This is a genomic window from Spirillospora sp. NPDC048824 (genome assembly GCF_043198455.1).
In the GTDB taxonomy this organism is placed as follows: Bacteria; Actinomycetota; Actinomycetes; order Streptosporangiales; family Streptosporangiaceae; genus Spirillospora.
This window is the reverse complement of the sequence record NZ_JBICUS010000004.1, coordinates 279,182-299,771: the sequence shown is the minus strand read 5'-3', so window position 1 is coordinate 299,771 and position 20,590 is coordinate 279,182. Positions and strand designations below refer to the sequence as shown.

General features: G+C 72.3%; 20 protein-coding genes. 6 read left to right on the top strand and 14 right to left on the bottom strand.

All coding sequences use genetic code 11. The features are described 5' to 3' along the window. Positions 1-168: 168 nt before the first annotated feature. The 3 genes from ACGFIS_RS10490 to ACGFIS_RS10480 all read right to left on the bottom strand — a co-directional run bounded on the left by ACGFIS_RS10490 (position 169) and on the right by ACGFIS_RS10480 (position 2,525). Positions 169-636 carry a Dps family protein gene (locus ACGFIS_RS10490; protein WP_392902019.1) on the bottom strand — a complete coding sequence of 156 codons (468 nt, stop codon included), beginning with the start codon at positions 634-636 and terminating at the stop codon, positions 169-171. 128 nt (positions 637-764) lie between these two features. After that, the gene (locus ACGFIS_RS10485; protein WP_358450696.1) at positions 765-1,118 is read right to left on the bottom strand and encodes a helix-turn-helix transcriptional regulator; all 354 of its coding nucleotides are present in this window, start codon (positions 1,116-1,118) and stop codon (positions 765-767) included. Positions 1,119-1,229: 111 nt separating this feature from the next. Further along, positions 1,230-2,525, bottom strand: a complete 1,296-nt coding sequence (locus ACGFIS_RS10480; protein ID WP_392902017.1) for a CinA family nicotinamide mononucleotide deamidase-related protein — start codon at positions 2,523-2,525, stop codon at positions 1,230-1,232. 716 nt (positions 2,526-3,241) lie between these two features. Between ACGFIS_RS10480 and ACGFIS_RS10475 the strand changes: the two genes are divergently transcribed. Beyond that, positions 3,242-4,024: an MOSC domain-containing protein gene (locus tag ACGFIS_RS10475; RefSeq protein WP_392902015.1), complete on the top strand. Its 783-nt coding sequence runs from the start codon at positions 3,242-3,244 to the stop codon at positions 4,022-4,024. 116 nt (positions 4,025-4,140) lie between these two features. Here the strand turns inward: ACGFIS_RS10475 and ACGFIS_RS10470 are convergent, their stop codons facing one another. From ACGFIS_RS10470 to ACGFIS_RS10435, 8 genes are all read right to left on the bottom strand, one after another. After that, positions 4,141-4,731: a CDP-alcohol phosphatidyltransferase family protein gene (locus tag ACGFIS_RS10470; protein WP_392902013.1), complete on the bottom strand. Its 591-nt coding sequence runs from the start codon at positions 4,729-4,731 to the stop codon at positions 4,141-4,143. Further along, positions 4,728-6,140, bottom strand: coding sequence for a 30S ribosomal protein S12 methylthiotransferase RimO (gene rimO / locus ACGFIS_RS10465; protein ID WP_392902011.1), 1,413 nt, complete (start codon positions 6,138-6,140; stop codon positions 4,728-4,730). The genes ACGFIS_RS10470 and rimO overlap by 4 nt, the downstream gene beginning before the upstream one ends. A gap of 81 nt (positions 6,141-6,221) precedes the next feature. Further along, positions 6,222-6,977, bottom strand: coding sequence for a helix-turn-helix domain-containing protein (locus tag ACGFIS_RS10460; protein ID WP_392902009.1), 756 nt, complete (start codon positions 6,975-6,977; stop codon positions 6,222-6,224). Positions 6,978-7,125: 148 nt separating this feature from the next. Further along, the gene (locus ACGFIS_RS10455; protein WP_392902007.1) at positions 7,126-9,747 is read right to left on the bottom strand and encodes a DNA translocase FtsK; all 2,622 of its coding nucleotides are present in this window, start codon (positions 9,745-9,747) and stop codon (positions 7,126-7,128) included. A 151-nt stretch (positions 9,748-9,898) separates the two neighbouring features. Next, the gene (locus ACGFIS_RS10450) at positions 9,899-11,584 is read right to left on the bottom strand and encodes a ribonuclease J (protein WP_392902005.1); all 1,686 of its coding nucleotides are present in this window, start codon (positions 11,582-11,584) and stop codon (positions 9,899-9,901) included. Beyond that, positions 11,581-12,480 (bottom strand): 4-hydroxy-tetrahydrodipicolinate synthase, encoded by a 900-nt coding sequence (dapA, locus tag ACGFIS_RS10445; protein ID WP_392902002.1) that lies wholly within the window; start codon positions 12,478-12,480, stop codon positions 11,581-11,583. The genes ACGFIS_RS10450 and dapA overlap by 4 nt, the downstream gene beginning before the upstream one ends. 252 nt (positions 12,481-12,732) lie before the next feature. Continuing rightward, a complete protein-coding gene (locus ACGFIS_RS10440; protein ID WP_392902000.1) occupies positions 12,733-12,954 on the bottom strand; it encodes a hypothetical protein in 222 nt (73 codons plus the stop codon). A gap of 113 nt (positions 12,955-13,067) precedes the next feature. Continuing rightward, complete coding sequence (locus tag ACGFIS_RS10435; RefSeq protein ID WP_392901998.1) at positions 13,068-14,123, bottom strand: hypothetical protein; 1,056 nt, start codon at positions 14,121-14,123, stop codon at positions 13,068-13,070. 236 nt (positions 14,124-14,359) lie between these two features. Here ACGFIS_RS10435 and ACGFIS_RS10430 point away from each other — a divergent pair, with 236 nt between their 5' ends. Beyond that, complete coding sequence (locus ACGFIS_RS10430; RefSeq protein ID WP_392901996.1) at positions 14,360-14,536, top strand: hypothetical protein; 177 nt, start codon at positions 14,360-14,362, stop codon at positions 14,534-14,536. Here the strand turns inward: ACGFIS_RS10430 and ACGFIS_RS10425 are convergent. Then, positions 14,526-15,518: a DMT family transporter gene (locus tag ACGFIS_RS10425; protein WP_392901994.1), complete on the bottom strand. Its 993-nt coding sequence runs from the start codon at positions 15,516-15,518 to the stop codon at positions 14,526-14,528. The genes ACGFIS_RS10430 and ACGFIS_RS10425 overlap by 11 nt on opposite strands. On the opposite strand from ACGFIS_RS10425, the gene ACGFIS_RS10420 reads away from it, so the two are divergent. After that, the gene (locus tag ACGFIS_RS10420) at positions 15,517-16,908 is read left to right on the top strand and encodes a PLP-dependent aminotransferase family protein (RefSeq protein WP_392901992.1); all 1,392 of its coding nucleotides are present in this window, start codon (positions 15,517-15,519) and stop codon (positions 16,906-16,908) included. The genes ACGFIS_RS10425 and ACGFIS_RS10420 overlap by 2 nt on opposite strands. Before the next feature lie 11 nt (positions 16,909-16,919). Here the strand turns inward: ACGFIS_RS10420 and ACGFIS_RS10415 are convergent, their stop codons facing one another. Continuing rightward, positions 16,920-17,282, bottom strand: a complete 363-nt coding sequence (locus tag ACGFIS_RS10415) for a VOC family protein (RefSeq protein ID WP_392901990.1) — start codon at positions 17,280-17,282, stop codon at positions 16,920-16,922. After that, positions 17,279-17,542, bottom strand: coding sequence for a hypothetical protein (locus ACGFIS_RS10410; protein WP_392901988.1), 264 nt, complete (start codon positions 17,540-17,542; stop codon positions 17,279-17,281). The genes ACGFIS_RS10415 and ACGFIS_RS10410 overlap by 4 nt, the downstream gene beginning before the upstream one ends. Before the next feature lie 124 nt (positions 17,543-17,666). Between ACGFIS_RS10410 and ACGFIS_RS10405 the strand changes: the two genes are divergently transcribed. The 3 genes from ACGFIS_RS10405 to ACGFIS_RS10395 are packed head-to-tail and all read left to right on the top strand — an operon-like array spanning position 17,667 to position 20,576. Then, on the top strand, positions 17,667-18,218 hold the full coding sequence (locus ACGFIS_RS10405) for a CGNR zinc finger domain-containing protein (protein ID WP_392901986.1): 552 nt from the start codon (positions 17,667-17,669) through the stop codon (positions 18,216-18,218). 55 nt (positions 18,219-18,273) lie between these two features. Beyond that, entirely contained in the window at positions 18,274-18,816 is a 543-nt protein-coding gene (locus tag ACGFIS_RS10400) for a GNAT family N-acetyltransferase (RefSeq protein WP_392901984.1), read from the top strand. A 56-nt stretch (positions 18,817-18,872) separates the two neighbouring features. Then, on the top strand, positions 18,873-20,576 hold the full coding sequence (locus tag ACGFIS_RS10395; RefSeq protein WP_392901981.1) for an MFS transporter: 1,704 nt from the start codon (positions 18,873-18,875) through the stop codon (positions 20,574-20,576). Positions 20,577-20,590: the final 14 nt, after the last annotated feature.

Sequence of the window (20,590 nt, the reverse complement as noted above, 5' to 3'; positions counted from 1 at the left end):
TGATCACAGCATTCCGGGCAGGACACCAGCCAACCGCCGCAACCGCCCGACGACCTCAACGGTCGCGGGCGCGCAGCGAGCCGCAAGGCGAGCCGGAGCGATGCGGCGATCGCACGCAGTGCCCGCCGAAGGAGGGCCTTCCGGGGCGCGACGCCGAGGGCGCCGCGGTTAACGCTGCGCCTGGAACATCCAGTGCTGTTTCTCCAGCTCGGCGGTGATGCCGATGAGCAGGTCCTGCGTGACCTGATCCGGCTCGTCGGTCGCCGCGATGCGCTCGCGGAACCGCGCGATGATCTGCGCCAGGATGTCGGTGACCGCGGCGACGACCTTGTCGTCGTCGAGGTAACCGGCCTCCAGCTGCGGGATCGTGGTCCGGTCGGCCACCGTGCGGACACGGCCGTCGGGGTTGTAGCCGACCGCCACGGCACGCTCGGCGACGTCGTCCTGCCCGCTGCGCGCGAGGGCGACGACCTCGTCCAGGTGCTCGTGGACGACCTTGAAGTTGCGTCCGTGAAGGTTCCAGTGCGCCTGCTTGGCGACCAGAGAAAGATCGATGAGGTCGATGAGGGAACCCTGGAGGGCGTCCCCCGCGACCTTCAGGGCCGAATCCGAAAGCGGGCTCTTGACCGCCGCCATGTCCGGGCTCCTTCCGCGTCGTTACGGTTGTCCGTTACAACCCGGGAGCCTCCCCGCAAATGCCGCGTTCATGCGTGAGGCCGCGCACACCCGCGGCCCCGCTCGGGCATGAACACACCAAGAACGGTTCAGGCCGCGACCATGTCGGCGCGGAGTTCGCCGGTGATCTCTTCCGGAGTCTCCGGAATGCTCTCGGTGGAAATGCGCTCGTGCTCGGGTGCACCCGCCATGACGGGCTCGTGCTGCAGCTCGGCGAGGGCCAGCTGATCCGCTACTTCCCTGAGGACGTGCGACAGCGGAACGCCCAGGGCTTTGCAGATCGAGGACAGCAGCTCCGAAGACGCCTCTTTCTGCCCCCGTTCGACCTCGGACAAATAGCCGAGTGACACCCGCGCCGCCGCGGACACCTCACGGAGGGTGCGTCCCTGGCGCAGCCGCAGCTGCCGCAGTACGTCACCGAGCAGCTGGCGAAGCAGGACCATCGTCTCGCTCCCTCCCTCAGTTCGGACCATCTGCCGGTTCCACCGTACCCGGCTTGACGGTGAGCATGGCAGACCGTTGATTTCGTGTTCGCTGGGAACGTAACGCTGTAATCAGCCTCGATCTTCCCGATCTGCCCGAGCCTCCTCGCTCCCGCCCTCGACGTCAAGCCCCAGCAAAAGACGTCTCAGCAGGTCAAGGGCGTGCACGACGGTCATCCGCCGGATCACCGCACGGATCTCCGGCCCGGCCCCCGGTACGGGGAGTTTCGGACTGACCACAGTGCGCATATTTCCGGGTCCGGCCACACCGATATAGACCGTTCCCACCGGCCGGCCGTCCTGGGAGTCGGGACCGGCCACACCCGTCACGGCGAGCCCGTACGTCGCACCGAGCGCGTCCCGCACGCCGGCGGCCATCGCGGCGGCCACGTCCGGGTGGACGGCCCCGTGCTCGGCCAGCAGCTCCGCCGGGACGCCCAGCACCTGCCGCTTCACGTCGGTCGCGTACGTCACCATGCCGCCCGCGAACGTGGCGGACGATCCCGGCATGGCGGTGAGCTCCGCGCCGATGAGCCCGCCGGTCAGCGACTCCGCCGTCGCGACGGTCTCCGAACGCCCGGCGAGCAGCCGGTGGACGACACGGTCGAGCGTGTCCTCCTCGACGCCGTACACGGCCGGGCCCAGCAGACTCCGCACGTGCGCCTCGACGCCCTCCAGCCGCCCCGCGGCGTCCGGTCCGGCCACGGTGATCCGGATCTTCACCTCGGCCGGGTCGGGCAGGTAGGCGAGCCTGACCCCGTCCATCGCCTCGACCTCGGCGAGCCGGGTGGCGACGACCGACTCCCAGATGCGGGCGGTGCGCAGGGTGCGGCGCGCGACGGCGGGCAGCCCGGCGAGCCCGGTCAGTTCCGGCAGCACGACCTCGTCCATGATCGTGCGCATCTCGAACGGGACGCCGGGCAGGGCGTAGACCATCCCGCCCGGCAGCTCGACGCGCAGGCCGGGCGCCGAGCCCGCTGAGTTGACGAGCGTCCGCGCGCCCTCGGGGACGTCCGCCATGCGCAGCGCCATGGGCTGCAGTTCGCGGCCCGCCCTGGCGACCCGCTCGCGCAGCCGCCGTTCGAGCGCCGGGTCCCGGACGAGCGCGACGCCCGCCGCCTTGGCGAGCGCGTCCCTCGTGAGGTCGTCGGAGGTGGGGCCGAGGCCGCCGGTGGTGATGACCGCGCCGGCCCGGCCGAGCGCGGACCGCACCGCCTCGATGATCACGTCGAGGTCGTCGCCCACGACGACGCTGCGGGTGACGTCGACACCGTGGTCGGCGAGCCTGCGCCCCAGCCATGCCGCGTTCCCGTTGACCGTGTCGCCGAGGAGCAGTTCGTCCCCGACGGTGAGCAGTTCGACCCGCATCGCGTCCCCATCCCGGCTGTTCGCACCGCATGCCCCCCGGGGAGCACGGCCCGGGTTCGGCCCTCCGAATCTACCGGCGGCGTCCCGGCGCCCCGCGCCCGGCGACGGACCCGGACGCCCGCCGGTTGACGGGAAAAACGTCCGAATGAGGACGGACGCTATGTCGCCCGATCGAACCGGTCCAAACCGACTTCGCCGGGTATTCCCCGTTCACTCGCCCGGGAGGCGACGGCCGCACTTTGTGTCCTGTGATGGGGCCGTCCCCCGCCACTGCGCGCGCCTTGGAACGCCACCCGGGCGCGCATCGTCACCAGGCGTTACCGACGCCCGGTCCACCAATTCACGGAAGTGCAGGTCACGTTGTGAGTCAAAACTCATTCGCCCGATTCGCCGGTCCGCGCATTCGCGGGGGATAATTGCCGAGCGCGGCGCCCGCGAACGGGGCTGCGGGACCACGACCGGGGTGGGCGTGGTCCCGCAGCCCACCTCCTGGCACGTCGGCCCCGCCCGCCGGCCGCCGTGGCACCGCCGCCGGGCGCAGGAACGCCGGCCCCCCGAACGGCCGTACCGGCCCTGCCGTCGCCGTGACCGCTCCCGCGCTCGGATTCGTGAATCCTGTGCGGTGATGACCGTTCTCGGCTGCAAACTGACGAATCGGCGTCAAGTATCGCCGGTTTCCCTGGTCAGCCGCGCGGCGGGTCCGTAGCGTCCGTCGCATGAACGCCGTTGTCGCAGAGCTGAACGTCTTCCCGATCAAGAGCGCGGGCGGTGTCGCGCTCGCCGAGGCCGAGGTGACGCCGAACGGGCTGCGCCACGACCGGGAGTTCATGCTCGTCCGCCCGGACGGACGGCACCTGTCGCAGCGGGAGGTCCCGGAGCTCGCCCTGCTCCGTCCCTCCTACGACGGCGTGAAGGTCACCGTCCACACGCCGCTCGCCGGCACGCCGCTGGTCTGGGAGGCGGTGGACGGCCCCGCGCGCGACGTGACCGTGCACCGGCGTCCCTGCCGGGGCATCGACCAGGGCGACGAGGCGGCCGGCTGGTTCTCCGACGCCCTCGGGCTCACCTGCCGCCTGGTCCGTTTCACCGGGACGCGTCCCTCGGTCCTCGGCGGGGGGACGCTGGCGTTCGCCGACGGTTACCCGATCTCGGTGCTGTCCGCCGAGTCGCTGGACGACCTGAACCGGCGGATGGGCGCCGGTCTCCCGATGACCCGGTTCCGCCCCAACATCGTCCTGCGGGGCCTCGGGCCTTACGGGGAGGACGCCGTCACCCGGCTGCGCGGCGGCGCCGAAATCGAGTTCGTCAAGCCGTGCGGCCGCTGCGTGATCATCAACACCGACCAGGACACCGCCCGCCGAGCCCCGGCGCCCCTGCGCGCCCTCGCCGGATATCGCACCGAGCGGTTCAACGGCGTCCGCGAGATCATGTTCGGCCGCCTCGGCATCCCCCGCACGCCGGGCGTCCTCCGCGTGGACGACGAGGTGGCGGTCACCTAGAGGTCGCACGAATGGCCGGCCGGATAGTACGGCGACCACGCCCGGTGGGCATGCCTGCACGCCGGTGGCGGGCGCTCGCCGAGACGCCGGAGCTTCTCGGGCTGTGAGCGGCCCCCTCAGGACGCCTCGGACGCGCGGCGCATCTTCCACGCCTGGACGACGTAGTCCACGCCGGTGACGACCGTGACGACCAGGGCCGCGCCCATCGTGATCCAGCGCAGGTAGTCCAGCGGGCCGGGCAGGATGTAGAAGCCGATGGCGATGACCTGCAGCATCGTCTTGAGCTTGCCGCCCTTGCTCGCCGGTATCACGCTCCGGCGGATCAGCACGAACCGCATCACCGTGATGCCGACCTCGCGGATCATGATGGCGGCGGTCACCCACCACCACAGCTCCCCCATGATCGACAGGCTGACCAGCGCCGCCCCGGTGAGCGCCTTGTCGGCGATCGGGTCCGCGATCTTGCCGAAGTCGGTGACGATGCCCCGCGCCCGCGCGATGTCACCGTCGATCTTGTCGGTGATGGACGCGACGGCGAAGACGCCGAACGCGGCCAGGCGCCAGCCGGTGCCGTCCAGGAACAGCAGCCACACGAACACGGGGACCAGCGCGATCCGGACGAGCGTCAGCGCGTTGGCGATGTTCCAGACACCGGCCGGCGGCGGGTCGTGCGAGCCCGCGACCGGATCCGGGGTGCCGGCGATCATGCCACGTCCGCGATCAGGTCCACGCCGTCGCTGCCGGTGACGCGGGCCGCGACGACCTCACCGAGGGCCAGGCCCCCGCCGCGGACCACGACCGTCCCGTCCACCTCCGGCGCCTGGTGCGCGGCGCGGCCCTCGATGTCGCCGTCCTCGGTCTTGTCCTCCAGCAGCACGTGCACCTCCGAGCCGATGCGGTCCTCGGCGCGCTGCGCCGTCAGTTCCTCGGCGAGGGTCGACAGTTCCTCCACCCGGCGGGCGACCTCCACCGGGTCGAGTTTGCCGTCCAGGTCCGCGGCCTCGGTGCCGTCCTCGTCGGAGTAGCCGAACACGCCGATCGCATCCAGCCGCGCCGCCGACAGGAACTCCGCCAGCTCCTCGAAGTCGTCCTCGGACTCGCCGGGGAACCCGACGATGAAGTTCGAGCGCACCCCCGCCTCCGGGGCGAGGCCGCGGATCTGGTCGAGCAGCCCCAGAAACCGCTCCCGGTCGCCGAACCGCCGCATCGAACGCAGCACCGGACCGCTCGCGTGCTGGAACGACATGTCGAAGTACGGGGCGACGCCGGGCGTGCCGCAGATCGCCTCGATGAGCCCCGGCCGCGTCTCGGCGGGCTGCAGGTAGCTGACCCGGACGCGTTCGATGCCGTCCACCGCGGCGAGGTCCGGGAGGAGCCTCTCCAGCGCCCGGAGGTCGCCGAGGTCCTTGCCGTACGACGTGGAGTTCTCGCTGACCAGCACCAGTTCGCGGACGCCGTGCCCGGCGAGCCAGCGGGCCTCCTCCAGCACCTCCGCGGGCGGCCGCGACACGTACGCGCCGCGGAACGCGGGAATCGCGCAGAACGTGCAGCGCCGGTCGCAGCCGGACGCCAGCTTCAGCGGCGCCACCGGCCCGCCGCCGAGCCGCCGCCGCAGCACCCGCGGCCCGGACGCCGGCGCCACACCGTCCGGTAGCTCGTCCGGTGCCCCGTGCCCGGGGATCGCCGCGTGCGAGGACGAACGCTCCACCGGGCTGATCGGCAGAAGGGTCCGCCGGTCACGCGGTGTGTGCGCGTCATGCCTGCGTCCCGCCAGCACGTCGTCGAGCCGCTCGCCGATACCGGCGTAGTCGTCGAAGCCGATCACCGCGTCGGCCTCCGGCAGGGCCTCGGCCAGTTCCTTGCCGTACCGCTCGGCCATGCAGCCCGCCGCGACCACCTTGGCCCCCGAGTCGTGCGCGGCCAGCAGCGTGTCGATCGAGTCCTTCTTCGCCGCCTCGATGAACCCGCAGGTGTTGACGACCACCACGTCGGCGCCGTCCGCGCCGTCGGCCAGATCCCAGCCCGCGTCCTCCATGCGCGCGGCGAGCTCCTCGGAATCGACCTCGTTGCGGGCGCAGCCGAGCGTGATGAGTGAGACCTTGCGGCGAGTCGACATGACCCTACGGTAATGGGCGCACCCGCCCGATCCGACCAGCGGCCTCGGTTCGGGCCGTGTCGCTGCGGGACGGGTCTCCGGTCAGGCGGATCCCGGGTCGCCGCGGTCGAAACTCAGCCGCTGCACGCCGTCGCCCTCGCCCGGGGAGCCGAGGTCCTTGCCGTTGACGGTCAGGCTGACGCTGCCGCCCACCCCGATCACCAGCCGGATCTCCTTCTTGGCCGTCCAGTCCTCCGTGTCGCCCTTGCGGAGCATGCCGCTGAACAGCGTTCTGCCCTTCTCGTCACGGGCGTTCAGCCACGTCGTACGCTCGGCCTCGACCCGGACCTCCACCTTGGTGCGCGGCGACGCCGCGACCGGGTCGCTCTGCTTCGGCGGCGCGGACGTGGCGGGCGCCGGCGTCGAGGGCGCGGGCGTCCCGGCGACCTGCTGCGCGGTGCGCCGCTCCCCGCCGCCGCCGCTGCCGACCACCTGGAAGACGCCGTAGATCACCACGACGGCGAGGGCGAGCGCCATCGCGGCGCTCCAGTTCGGCGCCCTGCGCTCACGGAACGCGACGGGCTGCTCCGGCTCGAACGCCGACACGGCCGAGACGGGCTGCGGCGCGCCGCCGTGCGCCGAGTCGAACTCCGCGACGAGCGGCTCCGGATCGATGCCGATGACCCGGGAGATGCTGCGGATGTGCCCGCGGGCGTAGAAGTTGCCGCCGCAGTAGGAGAAGTCGTCGGCCTCGATGCCGCGGATCACGGTCTCCCGGATCCGCGTCTGAAGACTCACCTGTGTCACCGAGAGACCCGCCCGCTGACGTTCCTGAGCCAAGGTCTCGCCGATGCTCACGCCGGGCCTCCTGAGGGCACTCGTCGCCGATCTCTTGCGACATCAGTCTAGGAACGGCCATGCCCGCTGGGCGACAGCCGACACGTTCGAAACAGGGCAAGATTTCGCATCATTCCGCCATGCCCCGGCAGGCGCACCCGTTCCGGGCTCACCCGCCGCCGCGCAGTTCCGCGAGCACCCCGGGGAGATCGTCCGGCTTGGCCAGCACGTCGCGCGCCTTGGAGCCCTCGCTCGGCCCGACGATGTCGCGGCTCTCCATCAGGTCCATCAGGCGTCCCGCCTTGGCGAACCCGACCCGGAGCTTGCGCTGCAGCATCGACGTCGACCCGAACTGGGTGGACACGACCAGCTCGATGGCCTGGACGAGCAGGTCCATGTCGTCGCCGATCTCCTCGTCGATCTCCTTCTTCGGCGCGCCCGCCGCGGCGACGTCCTCCCGGTAGTTCGCCTCCATCTGCGCCTTGCAGTGGTCGACGATCCCGCTGATCTCCTTCTCCGCCACGTAGGCGTTCTGGAGGCGCATCGGCTTGCTCGCGCCCATCGGCAGGAACAGCGCGTCGCCCTGCCCGACGAGCTTCTCCGCGCCCGGCTGGTCGAGGATGACGCGGCTGTCGGACAGCGAGGACGTCGCGAACGCCAGCCGGGACGGCACGTTCGCCTTGATCAGGCCGGTGACGACGTCCACCGACGGCCGCTGCGTCGCCAGCACCAGATGGATCCCGGCGGCACGGGCCAGCTGGGTGATGCGCACGACCGAGTCCTCCACGTCGCGTGGCGCGACCATCATCAGGTCGGCCAGCTCATCCACGATGACCAGCATGTACGGGTACGGCGTGTACACCCGCTCGCTGCCGGGCGGCGGCTTGAGCTTGCCCGCCTTCACCGCCTTGTTGAAGTCATCGATGTGCCGGTAACCCGACGCCGCCAGATCGTCGTAGCGGCGGTCCATCTCCCCCACGACCCAGTCGAGCGCCTCGGCCGCCTTCTTCGGACTGGTGATGATAGGCGTGATCAGATGCGGGATGCCCTGGTACATCGTCAGCTCGACCCGCTTGGGATCGACCAGGATCATCCGCACCTCGTCCGGCGTGGCGCGCATCAGAATCGAAGTGATCAACCCGTTGATGCACGTCGACTTACCCGCACCGGTCGCCCCCGCGATCAGGATGTGCGGCATCTTCGCCAGGTTCGCCACCACCGTGCGGCCCTCGACGTCCTTGCCGAGCCCGACGATCATCGGATGGTGCTCATTGGTCGCGGCCGGGGAACGCAGCACATCACCGAGGCTGACGATGTCCTTGTCGGTGTTGGGGATCTCCACCCCGATCGCCGACTTCCCGGGAATCGGAGAGATGATCCGCACATCCGCGCTCTTGACCGACAGCGCGATGTTCTTGGTCAGCGCGGTGACCTTCTCCACCTTCACCGCCGGACCCAGCTCGATCTCGTACCGCGTGATCGTCGGACCCCGCGTGAACCCGGTCACCTGCGCATCGATGTCGAACTGCTCCAACACCCCCGTCAGCGCGTTCACCACCGTGTCGTTGGCCTTCGTCCGCGGCTTGAGCACGCTGCCCGGCCGCAGCGCCGACGGGTCGGGCAGCATGTAGATCTCGCCGGACGACGACAGCGGCAGCTGCTCGGACCGGCGCGGCGCCGGCGTCGGGTCGGGGACCTGCGACTGCGGCGCGTCGCCGCCCGCCACGTGCACGTCCGCCGGCGGCTCGTCGTCGGCCGGAGGCGCGGGCGGCGGGACGTCCGCCCGGAACGGGTCCGGCTCGAACAGCTCGTCGGCGAGGTCGCGCCGCGGGCGGTCGGCCTTCTTCGGGTCGTCCTCCAGCAGCGGCGTGTCGTAGGGCCTGGAGTGCTCGCCGACCTCCAGTTCGTCCGGCTCCCCGTCGCCGGTCTTCTTCTTGCGGCGGCGCTTCTTCGGCGCCTCGGCCTCGCCGTCGCCTTCACCCTCGCCGGCGGCGGAGGCGCGTTGCGGACGCCCCTGCAGCGTCGCCACCGCCCACAGGTCCGCGACGCGTTCGGGGACCCGGTTGATGGGGGTCGCGGTGACGACCAGCAACCCGAAGCCGGACAGGAGCAGCAGCAGCGGTACGGCCACCCACCCGCTGAGGGCCGCGTCCAGCGGGGCCGACACCAGCCAGCCGATCACGCCGCCCGACTCGCGCACCCCGTCCATGTCCTTCGCGGGCGACGGGACACCGGCCGCGATGTGCAGGATGCCGAGCACGCCGACGCCGAGCGCGGTCATGCCGATGACGATGCGGCCGGTGTCCTCGTGGTGCTCGGGGTGGCGCAGCGTCCGCCACGCCAGCAGGGCCAGCAGGACGGGCAGCGCCATCGCGATGACGCCCAGGCCGCCGCGCACGACCTTCTCCAGCGCGATCGTGACGACGCCGTCGGGACGGAACCAGGTGACCGAGGCCAGCACGATGGACGAGCCGAGCAGCGCCAGCCCGAGCCCGTCGCGGCGGTGCTCGGCGTCGAGGTTGCGGGCGCCGTGCCCGTAGGCGCGGAAGACCGAGCCCACCGCGACGGCGGCGAGCAGGTACAGCTTGAACAGGAGCCTGAAGAACCCGAGGACCGCCTGGGAGATCGGATCGGGCTTCTGCGGGGGACGACCGCGGCCCGAGCCGCGGTTCCCGCCTCTTCCGGTACCGCCGCTCGGTCGCTTCCGGGGGGCCGACCTTGCGGGCTTGCGAGCCGCACTGCCCCCCGCACGCGAGGAGCTTTTCGCGCCCCCGGACGCACGTGTGGCCATGGTTATGAGAGTAACCAAGGACCCCGGGGGTTCCCGGGATGACGGACGGGCGTGTTGGAACCGGACGTTCCGGGAGCGGGCGTTCCGGGAGCGGGCGTTCCGGCCGTGCGCCGGCCGCGGGACACGTGGCCCCGCGGCCGGCACGGCCGTGTCACACCTCGACGACGACCGGGACGATCATCGGGCGGCGCCGGTAGTTGTCGCTCACCCACTTGCCGACCGTGCGGCGGATGACCTGGCCCAGCTGGTGCAGGTCGTTCACCCCGTCGCCGGCGGCGTCCGTCAGCACGGCCTCGATCCGCGCGATGATCTCGTCGAAGTCCTCGTTGACGATGCCTGCGCCGCGGGCGTGCACCTCGGGGCCCGCGACGAGCTTGCCGGACGTCGAGTCGATGCCGACGACGATGGAGACGAAGCCCTCCTCGCCGAGGATGCGCCGGTCCTTCAGCGACGTCTCGGTGACCTCGCCGACCGACAGGCCGTCCACGTACACGTATCCGGCGGGGACGGCGCCGACGATGCGGGCGCGCCCGTCCACGAGGTCGACGACGACGCCGTCCTCGGCGATGACGATGCCATCGTCGGACACCCCGGTGAGCGCGGCGAGCTTGGCGTGCGCACGCAGGTGCCGCCACTCGCCGTGGATCGGCATGAAGTTGGCCGGCCTGGTCACGTTGAGCACGTACAGCAGTTCGCCCGCCGACGCGTGCCCGGACACGTGCACGAGCGCGTTGCCCTTGTGCACGATGCGGGCGCCCCACCGGGTGAGGCCGTTGATGACGCGGTTGACCGCGTTCTCGTTGCCCGGGATCAGCGAGGACGCCAGCATCACGGTGTCGCGGTCGGTGATGCGGATCGAGTGGTCGCGGTTGGCCATCCGCGACAGCGCCGACATCGGCTCGCCCTGCGAGCCCGTGCACACCAGCACCAGCCGGTCGCCGGGGATGTCGTCCAGCTCCTTCTGGTCGACCATGATGCCCTCGGGGACGCTGAGGTACCCGAGTTCGCGGGCGACGCCCATGTTGCGGACCATCGACCGCCCGACGAAGCAGACCTTGCGGCCGTTGGCGACGGCGGCGTCGAGCACCTGCTGGACGCGGTGGATGTGCGAGGCGAAGCAGGCGACGATGAGCCGTTCCTGCGCGGTGCGGAACACCTCGTCGACGACCGGGCCGATGTTGCGCTCGCTGGTGACGAAGCCGGGGACCTCGGCGTTGGTCGAGTCCGACATCAGCAGGTCGATGCCTTCGCCGCCGAGCCGGGCGAACCCGGGCAGGTCGGTGAGCCGGCCGTCCAGCGGCAGCTGGTCCATCTTGAAGTCGCCGGTGTGCAGGACGAGACCGGCGGAGGTGCGGATGGCGACGGCGAGCGCGTCCGGGATCGAGTGGTTGACGGCGAGGAACTCGCAGTCGAACGGCCCGAGGGTGCGCCGCTCGCCCTCCACGACCACGTCGGTGACCGGTTTGATGCGGTGCTCGGTGAGCTTGGCCTCCAGCAGCGCCAGCGTCAGCCTCGAGCCGATGATCGGGATGTCGCGGCGCTCGCGCAGCAGGTACGGGACGGCGCCGAGGTGGTCCTCGTGGCCGTGCGTGAGGATGACGGCCTCGATGTCGTCCAGGCGCTCCCTGATGTATTCGAAATCGGGCAGGATCAGATCGATTCCGGGCTGCTCGGTCTCGGGGAACAGCACGCCGCAGTCGACGACGAGCAACCGGCCGCCGTGTTCGAACACGGTCATGTTGCGGCCGATCTCCCCGAGCCCGCCGAGCGCGACGATGCGCAGACCGCCCTCGGGCGGCGCGGGCGGGTCCGAGAGCTCCGGGTGAGGATGACTCACCGGGCGACCTCCGGGATGGCTACCTCCGGCACTTTGACTCCCCCTATCGTGAGGTCTTCACGCAGTCGCGCCGCGAACTCCGGCGAAGCCTCCACGAGCGGCGCGCGCAGCGGGCCGCCTCCGGGGAGGCCGAGCAGGTTCAGCGCTGCCTTGACGGCGATGGCGCCCTGCGTACGGGTCATGATGGCGGTGACCACGGGCAGCAGCCGCCGGTGGATCTCCAGCGCCCGCCCGGGGTCACCGGCGCGGTAAGCGTCGATCATCTCATGGAGTTCGGCGCCCACGACATGTCCGACCACGCTGACGAACCCCGCCGCGCCGACCGAAAGCCAGGGCAGGTTGAGGTTGTCGTCGCCGGAGTACCAGACGAGATCGGTCTGGGCCATCACCCTGGACGCGCCGAACAGGTCGCCCTTGGCGTCCTTGACGGCGACGATCCGCGGGTGCTCGGCGAGCTTCACCAGCGTGTCGTTCTCGATCGGCACCCCCGCGCGCCCGGGGATGTCGTAGAGCATGCACGGCAGCCCCGTCGCGTCGGCCACGGCCGTGAAATGGCGGACGAGGCCTTCCTGCGGGGGCTTGTTGTAGTACGGCGTCACCACGAGCAGAGCGTGCGCGCCGGCGGCCTCGGCCTGCCGCGCGAGCTGGAGGGTGTGCTCCGTGTGGTTGGTTCCGGCACCGGCGACGATCACGGCGCGGTCGCCGACCGCATCGATGACCGCGTGCAGAAGCCTGCGCTTCTCGTCGTCGCTCGTCGTCGGCGACTCGCCCGTCGTCCCGTTGACGACCAGGCCGTCGTGGCGCCGCTCGTCGACCAGGTGGGTCGCGAGGCGCGCGGCGCCGTCGTAGTCGACGCCGCCGTCCGGCAGGAACGGAGTGACCAAGGCGGTCAACATCCGTCCGAACGGAGCGTCAGGTGATGTGCTGGGTGCCATGCATCGAACGGTACCGTTCCGGGCGCGGCAGGTGGACCCGCAGGTCCAAGGTGACCTGGGACGGGCATCGGGCGGGCATCGGCGCCGAGCGGGAGTCCGGGTGCGAAAGCGGGACGGAAACGGCGTGGAAGAAGCCGCCGCCACACGCTCGGGGGTACGCGTGGCGGCGGCTCCCACATCCACATCGTGGCACGCAAATGCCGCGTTACGGGGTCAGTCCGGCCACTTCCCGGACTCGGTTGGATAACGTGACCCAGCGGTCATCTCGTGTAGCCGGACGCGCAGTTCCTCGACGTCGGGAGTGCGCACGAGATCGTTGCCGCGGACGGCCCACCAATGGCCTGATCCGCCTCGTCCGAGCCGCCAGCCGGTGAACTCGGCCGACAGCTCGCTGAGCCGGTCGGCGTCACGCCACGCGGTCTGCTGAGGGCCCATCGCCTCGCCCCTTTCTTTGCCGTCCGCTGGTCGAATCCTGACTTCCGCACCGAGCAGTACCCCCGCGGCCGTACGGTTACCCGACCCTTTCCGAACGTCGCCGGCCGGGTTTCTCAGCCGCCGGGACCCGCCGTCGCCGCGGGCAGCCAAATAGCGCGATAACGTGCCCAATCGCCGGGCTGAGTGGTCCAGCCCGCATACACCCCGACGCCGTACGGACGCGTCGGTGGCCGCTTCAGGTCATCGATCCCCCGCCGGACGCCGCGCAGCGCGACCGGCAGGTCCTCCGCCCAGTCCATCAGCGGACGGTACGTGGGCACGCCCATGAAGACGGTCGTGCGGTCGCCGATGAGCTCCAGCGTCGTGCGGGTGTGCCGGGCGAAGTGCCACCCGGCCAGGGCCTCGGTCGGCAGCGACACGTCATAGGTCATGATCGCGACCTGGTCGGCGCGGTCGGCGACGGCGCGCAGGAAGTCCGCGGTCGGACGAGGCGGGTAGTGGATCGGGCCCTTGCGCGGAATGAGCGCCTTGTACACCGGCTGGGCGGCGTCCAAGAGCGTCGGCTGCTCCAGCGCCACCGACAGCAGCCGTCCCCTCGACCGGGTCAGCTCGCGGGTGCGGTCCATCAGCGTCATGAATGCGTCGTCGTCGGGATAGATGGGCTCGAAGTCGTAATGGATGCCGTCGAATCCGAGATCGAGGAATGCCGCGTCGGTCTTCAGGACCTGTTCGCGCACGGCCGGATCGTCCAGGTCGATGACGCCCTCGCCTTCCACCACCCTTATCTGCCCCAGGTACGCCTGGGCTCGGACTCCGGGCGCGTATTCGCGCATGGCCTCGATGAGCTGCGGGGCATGGCGGTACTTGGCGGCGGGGACCGTCCCGTCCGACTCGAACGGGCCCGTGTGGAAGAACACGTCGGTGATGCGGTTCTGCTTCAGCAATGCGCCGAGCGCGCGGTACTCCGCGTCGGTGTGCGGCTCCCCCACCCACTGGTGCCGCGCCCACAGCGCGTTGGCCTCGGTGCCGCGCGCCTCGGGATCCTGCTGCCACCACACCCAGGCCCCGGCGAACACGAGGGCGGCGAGGCCGAGCATGAGGGCCGCCGCCCACCCCGCCCACCGCAGCGCCCTGCCCAGCGCACCACCGACCCGCCCGATTCTGACCATCCGGCAATGATCCCGGATCGAACGGGCGGATCGGCCGCAATGCGCCCGGGTCCGCCCTGCACCGACCACGGCCCGCCCATGAAACGATCATGATCGGGTCGTGATCGCGCGCCGCGCGCGGCGGGCGTTGACATCGGGGGAACCCTATGGTGACGAGCGGTTCAGTGGTGTCGGCCCATGCCGCGATGGGGAACCGCCCGGTCCTTACCGTCCATCCGGATGGAGGTCGAACCGGCATGCGAGTACCACCCGAGCAAGGCGAACCGCGGCCGCTGATCAGCACGCGGGCCCTCGTGATCATTCTCGTGGCGATCGGCGCGGCCGTCCTCACCGCCGCCGCCCCCAGGGTCGCCATCCCCATAGGCGTGGGCGTAGGGGTGATCACCCTCCTCGCCCACATCGTCAAGGACTAGCCGATTCGTTGACCTGCGGCGTGTCGCGCTTTACAGCGCTCTCACAAGGGCGGCGCACCGCAGGCGAACGTCGGTTCACGCGGGTGCGCTGGGTCAGGGCCACGCAGACCAGGACCGCCACCGCGGCCAGCGCGGTCGTCGCGTCGATCCGCTCGGCGAGCAAGAGCCCCGACCACAGCAGGGTCATCACCGGCTGGGCCAGCTGGACCTGGCTGGCGCGGGCGATTCCCGCCCGCGCGAGGCCCTCGTACCAGGCGAAGAAGCCGAGGTAGGCGGAGAACGCGGCGACGTACCCGAAACCGAGCGCGGCGCGTCCGGTCCAGGCGGGATCGGTCGTGGCCAGCAGCCACGCGGTCGCAGGGACGGTGATGGGCGCGGCCAGCACGAGCGCCCAGGAGATGACGCGCCAGCCGGGCATGTCGCGGGCCAGCCGCCCGCCCTCGGCGTAGCCGGCCGCGGCGGCGACCAGGGCGCCGAACAGCAGCAGGTCGGCGGCCGTGACGTGGCCGGCGCCGCGGATCAGGGCGAAGCCGGTGACGCAGGCCGCCCCGGCCGCGCCGGCGAACCAGAACGCGCGGGACGGCCGCTCCCCCGCCCGCAGGACGCCGAACACGGCGGTGGTGGCGGGCAGCAGCCCGACCACGACGGCCGAGTGCGAGGACGAGGCGCCGTGGTCGAGCGCGAGCGTGCTGAGCACCGGGAACCCGAAGATGACGCCGGCGGCGACGGCCGCGAGGCCCGCCCACTGGCCGCGCCGCGGTGGGCGGGCTCGCACCGATAGCAGTGCGAGGGCGGCGAGGACGGCGGCGGCGGCCGCACGGCCGACGCCGACGAGGTAGGGGTCGAGTCCGTCCAGCGCGAGAACCGTGCTGGGGAGGGTGAGGGAGAAGATCAGGACGCCGAGCGAGGCGAGCCCGAGACCCCGCCCGAAGACGGTGCCCGCTATCGGCCGGGAGACAGTAGCGCTATCTTTGGTCCTCATGAAAGACGATAGCAGTGTGGCGGTGCTCGCCGACGCGCTGCGCGCCGACGTCCGCCGGCTGAACCCGGGCGAGCGGCTGCCGTCGAGCCGGGCGCTCGTCGAGCGGCACAGGGTCAGCCCGGTGACGGTGTCGCGTGCGCTGGGGCTGCTCGCCGCCGAGGGCCTGGTGGTGACCCGGCCCGGCAGCGGCGCGTTCGCCGCCGAGCGCCCCCCGGCCGGCGGCGAACCGGCCGACCTCGGCTGGCAGGCCGTGGCGCTGGGCGACCGGTCGGTGGACCCGGCCGGCGTGGCGGGGCTGCTCACCCCGGCCCCGGACGGCGTGGTGGCGCTCAGCGGCGGCTACCTGCACCCCGCGCTCCAGCCGGTCCGCGCGCTCGCCACGGCGGCGGCGCGGGCGGCCCGGCGCCCGGACGCCTGGGAGATGCCGCCGCTCGGCGGGATGACCGGGCTGCGCGCCTGGTTCGCCCGGACGGTCGGCGGCGCCGTCACCCCCGCCGACGTGCTGATCACCAGCGGCGGGCAGCAGTCGATGACGACCGTGCTGCGGGCGATGCTGCGGCCGGGCGCGCCCGTGCTGGTCGAGTCGCCGACCTACCTCGGCGTCCTCGCCGTCGCCCGGGCGAGCGGGCTGCACCCGGTCCCGGTCCCGGTGGACGCGGACGGCGTCCGCCCCGGCCTGCTCGCCGAGGCGTTCGCGATGAGCGGGGCGCGGGCGTTCTACTGCCAGCCGTCCTTCCACAACCCGACCGGCGCCGTGCTGAGCGCGGAGCGGCGCGCGAAGGTCCTGGACGTGGCGCGCGCGGCGGGCGCGTTCGTGATCGAGGACGACTTCGCGCGGCACCTCGGCATCGCCGCGCCCCCGCCGCCGCTGATCGCGCAGGACGCCGAGGGCCGCGTCGTGCACATCGCGTCCCTGACCAAGGCCACCGCACCCAGCCTGCGGATCGCGGCGGTCATCGCCCGCGGCCCGGTCGCCGAGCGGATCCGCGCGACGCAGCTCGTCGAGGAGTTCTTCCCGGCCAGGCCCATGCAGGAGACGCTGCTGGAGCTGGTCAGCTCCCCCGGCTGGGCGCGGCACCTGCGGGCCGTCCGCGCGGCGCTGCGGTCGCGCCGGGACGCGGTCCGCACCGCGTTCGCCCGGGACCTGCCGGAGTTGCGCGTGAACCATCCGGCCGGCGGTCTTCACCTGTGGGCGCGGCTGCCGGACGGCGTGGACGACACGGAGCTGGCCGAGGCCGCCCTGCGCGCGGGGGTCCTGGTCAGCGCGGGGCGGCCCTTCTTCCCCGCCGAGCCCCCCGCCCCGTACCTGCGGATCAGCTACGGGACGGCGGCCTCGGAGCGGGAGCTGGCGGAGGGCGTCCGCCGCCTCACCGCCGTGCTCCGTTCATGAGGCGGCGCCCGTCACGGCTGCGTGCAGAAGCAGAACTCGTTGCCCTCCGGGTCGCGCCAGACCCGGAAGGGGGACGCGGGATTGCCCATCGGGCCGGTGGCCGGGGTCGCGCCGAGGCTCGCCGCGCGCTCGCCGGCGGGCCGGATGTCGGGGACGTCGAGGTCCAGATGAATCCGGTTCTTGATCGTCTTCCCTTCCGGGACCAGCTGGAACGACAGGACGGGCCCGGTTCCGCCGATCGGCTCCAGGTCGATCCAGTCGTCGGTCGCGTCCGTCGTCCTCATGCCGAGCAGCCCTCCCCAGAACGCCGCCATGGCGTCCAGGTCGGTGCAGTCGATGACGATGTGGCTCACCTTCGGGCTGACGCCGGTCATCGCACACCACCCGCCATCCGGACGGCGTTCGCCGAGCGTGCGGCGGCGCGCGCGCAGTAGGGCGCGGGCCGGCGGCGGCGCGGCGGGCGCAGTCCGCCGAGCCGGTCACGGAGCGACGCCCGCCATCGGGCGGCGCGCTCGATGGACCGCGCGCGGGCGATGAGCCGCGCCTCGACGATGTCGGCGTGCAGCCGCGCGTACTCATGCCCGGCCCATTCGTGCCGCACGGCCAGCGCCGCCAGGTACGGCAGCTCCTTCATGTCGCCCTCCCGTTCGTTGACACCATCTAAACCGTAACGCTGGTGTCGAAGAAGTGCAACCAGTCAAAACCGAATGCCGGTGTTGCATCTTGGTAGACTGCTCACCGGACAGCCAGGAGGGGTGATGACCGACGCTCACGAGGACCCCGCGCTGCTGCTGAGGGACTTCGTCAACACCTACGACGTCGAGCCCGCCGTGGACGAGATCCCGACGCCCGCCCGGCTCACCGCGTGGCTGGCCGGCCGCCGGCTCGTCCCCGCGGACACCGAGGCCACCGGCGCCGACCTGGCCACCGCGGTCGCGCTGCGCGAAGGGCTCCGCGAGGCCATGGCCGCCAACCACGGCCCCCGCGGCGCCGAACTCCCCGACGACCTGGACGACGCCCTCGCCGCACTGCCCCTGCGGCTCACGTTCACCGGACCGCGTCCCGCGCTCGTCCCTCTCGACCCGCCCGCGACGGCCGCCGCCGGCCTCGCCCGCATCGCCGCCGCGATCACCGGCTCCGTCGCCGCCGGGACCTGGCCACGGCTCAAGGTCTGCCAGGAGGACACCTGCCGCTGGGCGTTCCTGGACACGTCCAAGAACCGGTCCCGCGCCTGGTGCTCCATGAGCACCTGCGGAAACCGCACCAAGACCCGCGCCTACCGGGCGCGCCGCCGTCCGCCGACGGCGTGATCCGCACCGCTCGCTAGGGTGGGCGGTGATTCCGGACGAGAGGACGTGCGACGCAATGGCCGATGTCGGAGTGCGGCCCGCACGGCGGGCGGACGCCGCCGCCGTCGCCGACATCCAGGTGCGGGCGTGGCGGCAGGGCTACCGCGACCTGCTGCCGGCGGGCGTCCTCGAACGGGTGACCGGGCCGGACGCCGCGGAGGCGTGGCGCGACCGGTGGGCGGAGGCCGCGGCGGCGCCGCCGAGCCCCCGGCACCGGCTGCTCGTCGCGGTCGCGTCCGACCTCGTCGTCGGATTCGCCGCGCACGGCCCCGCCGAGGACCCCGACCTGGACTCCGGCGGCTCGGCCGAACTGATCACGCTGCTGGTCGACCCGATGCACGCCCGCGCCGGGCACGGCAGCAGGCTGCTCGCCGCCACCGCCGACCTCCTCCGCGAGGACGGGTTCGGCACCCTGATCACCTGGGCCTTCGAGGACGACGAGGTCACCCGGACGTTCCTCGCCTCCGCCGGATGGGCCCCCGACGGGACGGCCCGCACCCTCGACATGGGCGAGCCCGTCCGGCAGATCCGGCTGCACACCGACATCAGCATCGACTAGGGCGTTCGCCCGGGGTCGGTGAAGGGCACGGGGGTCGCGGCCATATCTTTGAAGTCGTGCCCGAATCCACCTCTCTGACGCCGCCGCGCGCCTCCGCGGCGGCGCCCGCCGCCGGCCGCCGCCGCCGGCTGGGCATGGTCGTCATGAGCCTGGGCGTCTCCCTGATCGTCGTGGACGCCACGATCGTGGGCGTGCTGCTGCCCCTGATCATCACCGATCTGGGCCTGACGACCACGGACGCCGAGTGGGTCACCTCGGTGTACGCGCTGGTGTTCGCCGCGCTGCTGATCCCGTTCGGCCGGGCGGGCGACCTGTTCGGGCGGCGCCGGATGTTCGTTGCCGGCATGGCGGTGTTCACGGCGGCGAGCGTCGCCGCCGCGCTGGCGGGCGACGGCTCGGCGCTGATCGGCGCGCGTGCCCTGCAGGGCGTCGGCGCCTCGATGATCCTGCCGGCCGCGCTGTCGACGGTGAACGCCGTCTTCACCGGGCGGGAGCGCGCCGTCGCGTTCGGGATCTGGGGGTCGGTGATCAGCGGCATGGCCGCTCTCGGGCCGCTGGCGGGCGGGGCGCTGGCCACCGCGGGCGACTGGCGCTGGGCGTTCGGCGTCAACCTGCCGCTCGGCATCGCCCTGGCCGCCGCCGCACTCGCACTCATGCCCGAGACGCGGTCCCGCAGCCCCCACCCGGCCGCCCTCTCCAAGGACAGGCCGCGCTTGGCCTTCCTGTTCCGGTCCGGGAGCGTTCGGCGCGAGATCGACTGGCCCGGCGGGCTGCTGTCCGCGCTCGGTCTCGGCGCACTGGTGTGCGGGATCATCGAGGGTCAGACGTACGGCTGGTGGACCCCTACACGCCCGTTCACGATGGCCGGGTTCGACTGGCCGGAGTCCGGGCCGTCGCCGGTCCCCGTCGTCCTCGCCCTCGCCGCCGTGCTGATCGCGGCGCTGATCGTCGTGGAGCGGTCCCGGGCGGCCGCCGGGCGCGCGGTGATGCTCGACCTGGATCTGTTCCGGATCCCGAACTTCCGCCGCGGGAACCTGGCGTCGGCCCTGATCAACGTCGGCGAACTGGGGCTGCTGTTCGTCCTGCCGCTGTTCCTGCTGGGCGTGCACGGCACGAGCCCGCTGCAGATCAGCCTGGCGATCCTCCCCCTCGCCGCCGGCGCGTTCCTGGCCGGCGGATACGCGGGCAGGCTCGCGAACCGGCGCGGCGCGCACCGGGTCGTGCAGATCGGCATGGTCCTGGAGGTCGCCGCGGTCGTCGCGCTGGGCCTCACGGTGTCGGCGACCACCGGCGGGCTCGGGCTCGCGCCGTGGATGCTGCTGTACGGGGTGGGCCTCGGCCTGACCTCGGCGCAGTTGACGAACGTGTCGCTGGCGGACGTCCCGCCGGAGCAGTCGGGGCAGGCGTCCGGGACTCAGTCCACGGCCCGGCAGATCGGCGCGGCGCTCGGCATCGCCGCCATCGGGACGGTGTTCGCGACCAGCCTCGGGCACACGATGACCGACCGGCTGTCGGGCTCCTCGCTCCCGCCCGACAAGCAGGCCGCCGTCGCCCGCGAACTGCGGGAGAGCGCCGGTACGTTCGGTCGCGACCTGCACGCCGATCCCCGGACGGCCGACACGGCCCGCGCCGCGGACGAGAGCCTCGCCGTCGCCACCAGGCACGCCTCGCTCACCACCGCGGTGATCCTCGCGCTCGGACTCGCGATGTCGATGCGCCTCCGCCCCGGCGGTGACCATGGGGAAGAATCGAAGCACTAGCCCCCCTGTCGTCC

What these genes read in the sequence shown, in the direction of transcription:
- ACGFIS_RS10490 (WP_392902019.1), bottom strand. Translation starts at nt 636, where the DNA reads ATGGCGGCGGTCAAGAGCCCGCTTTCGGATTCGGCCCTGAAGGTCGCG.
- ACGFIS_RS10485 (WP_358450696.1), bottom strand. Translation starts at nt 1,118, where the DNA reads ATGGTCCTGCTTCGCCAGCTGCTCGGTGACGTACTGCGGCAGCTGCGG.
- ACGFIS_RS10480 (WP_392902017.1), bottom strand. Translation starts at nt 2,525, where the DNA reads ATGCGGGTCGAACTGCTCACCGTCGGGGACGAACTGCTCCTCGGCGAC.
- ACGFIS_RS10475 (WP_392902015.1), top strand. Translation starts at nt 3,242, where the DNA reads ATGAACGCCGTTGTCGCAGAGCTGAACGTCTTCCCGATCAAGAGCGCG.
- ACGFIS_RS10470 (WP_392902013.1), bottom strand. Translation starts at nt 4,731, where the DNA reads ATGATCGCCGGCACCCCGGATCCGGTCGCGGGCTCGCACGACCCGCCG.
- rimO (WP_392902011.1), bottom strand. Translation starts at nt 6,140, where the DNA reads ATGTCGACTCGCCGCAAGGTCTCACTCATCACGCTCGGCTGCGCCCGC.
- ACGFIS_RS10455 (WP_392902007.1), bottom strand. Translation starts at nt 9,747, where the DNA reads ATGGCCACACGTGCGTCCGGGGGCGCGAAAAGCTCCTCGCGTGCGGGG.
- dapA (WP_392902002.1), bottom strand. Translation starts at nt 12,480, where the DNA reads ATGTTGACCGCCTTGGTCACTCCGTTCCTGCCGGACGGCGGCGTCGAC.
- ACGFIS_RS10440 (WP_392902000.1), bottom strand. Translation starts at nt 12,954, where the DNA reads ATGGGCCCTCAGCAGACCGCGTGGCGTGACGCCGACCGGCTCAGCGAG.
- ACGFIS_RS10435 (WP_392901998.1), bottom strand. Translation starts at nt 14,123, where the DNA reads ATGGTCAGAATCGGGCGGGTCGGTGGTGCGCTGGGCAGGGCGCTGCGG.
- ACGFIS_RS10430 (WP_392901996.1), top strand. Translation starts at nt 14,360, where the DNA reads ATGCGAGTACCACCCGAGCAAGGCGAACCGCGGCCGCTGATCAGCACG.
- ACGFIS_RS10420 (WP_392901992.1), top strand. Translation starts at nt 15,517, where the DNA reads ATGAAAGACGATAGCAGTGTGGCGGTGCTCGCCGACGCGCTGCGCGCC.
- ACGFIS_RS10425 (WP_392901994.1), bottom strand. Translation starts at nt 15,518, where the DNA reads ATGAGGACCAAAGATAGCGCTACTGTCTCCCGGCCGATAGCGGGCACC.
- ACGFIS_RS10415 (WP_392901990.1), bottom strand. Translation starts at nt 17,282, where the DNA reads ATGACCGGCGTCAGCCCGAAGGTGAGCCACATCGTCATCGACTGCACC.
- ACGFIS_RS10410 (WP_392901988.1), bottom strand. Translation starts at nt 17,542, where the DNA reads ATGAAGGAGCTGCCGTACCTGGCGGCGCTGGCCGTGCGGCACGAATGG.
- ACGFIS_RS10405 (WP_392901986.1), top strand. Translation starts at nt 17,667, where the DNA reads ATGACCGACGCTCACGAGGACCCCGCGCTGCTGCTGAGGGACTTCGTC.
- ACGFIS_RS10400 (WP_392901984.1), top strand. Translation starts at nt 18,274, where the DNA reads ATGGCCGATGTCGGAGTGCGGCCCGCACGGCGGGCGGACGCCGCCGCC.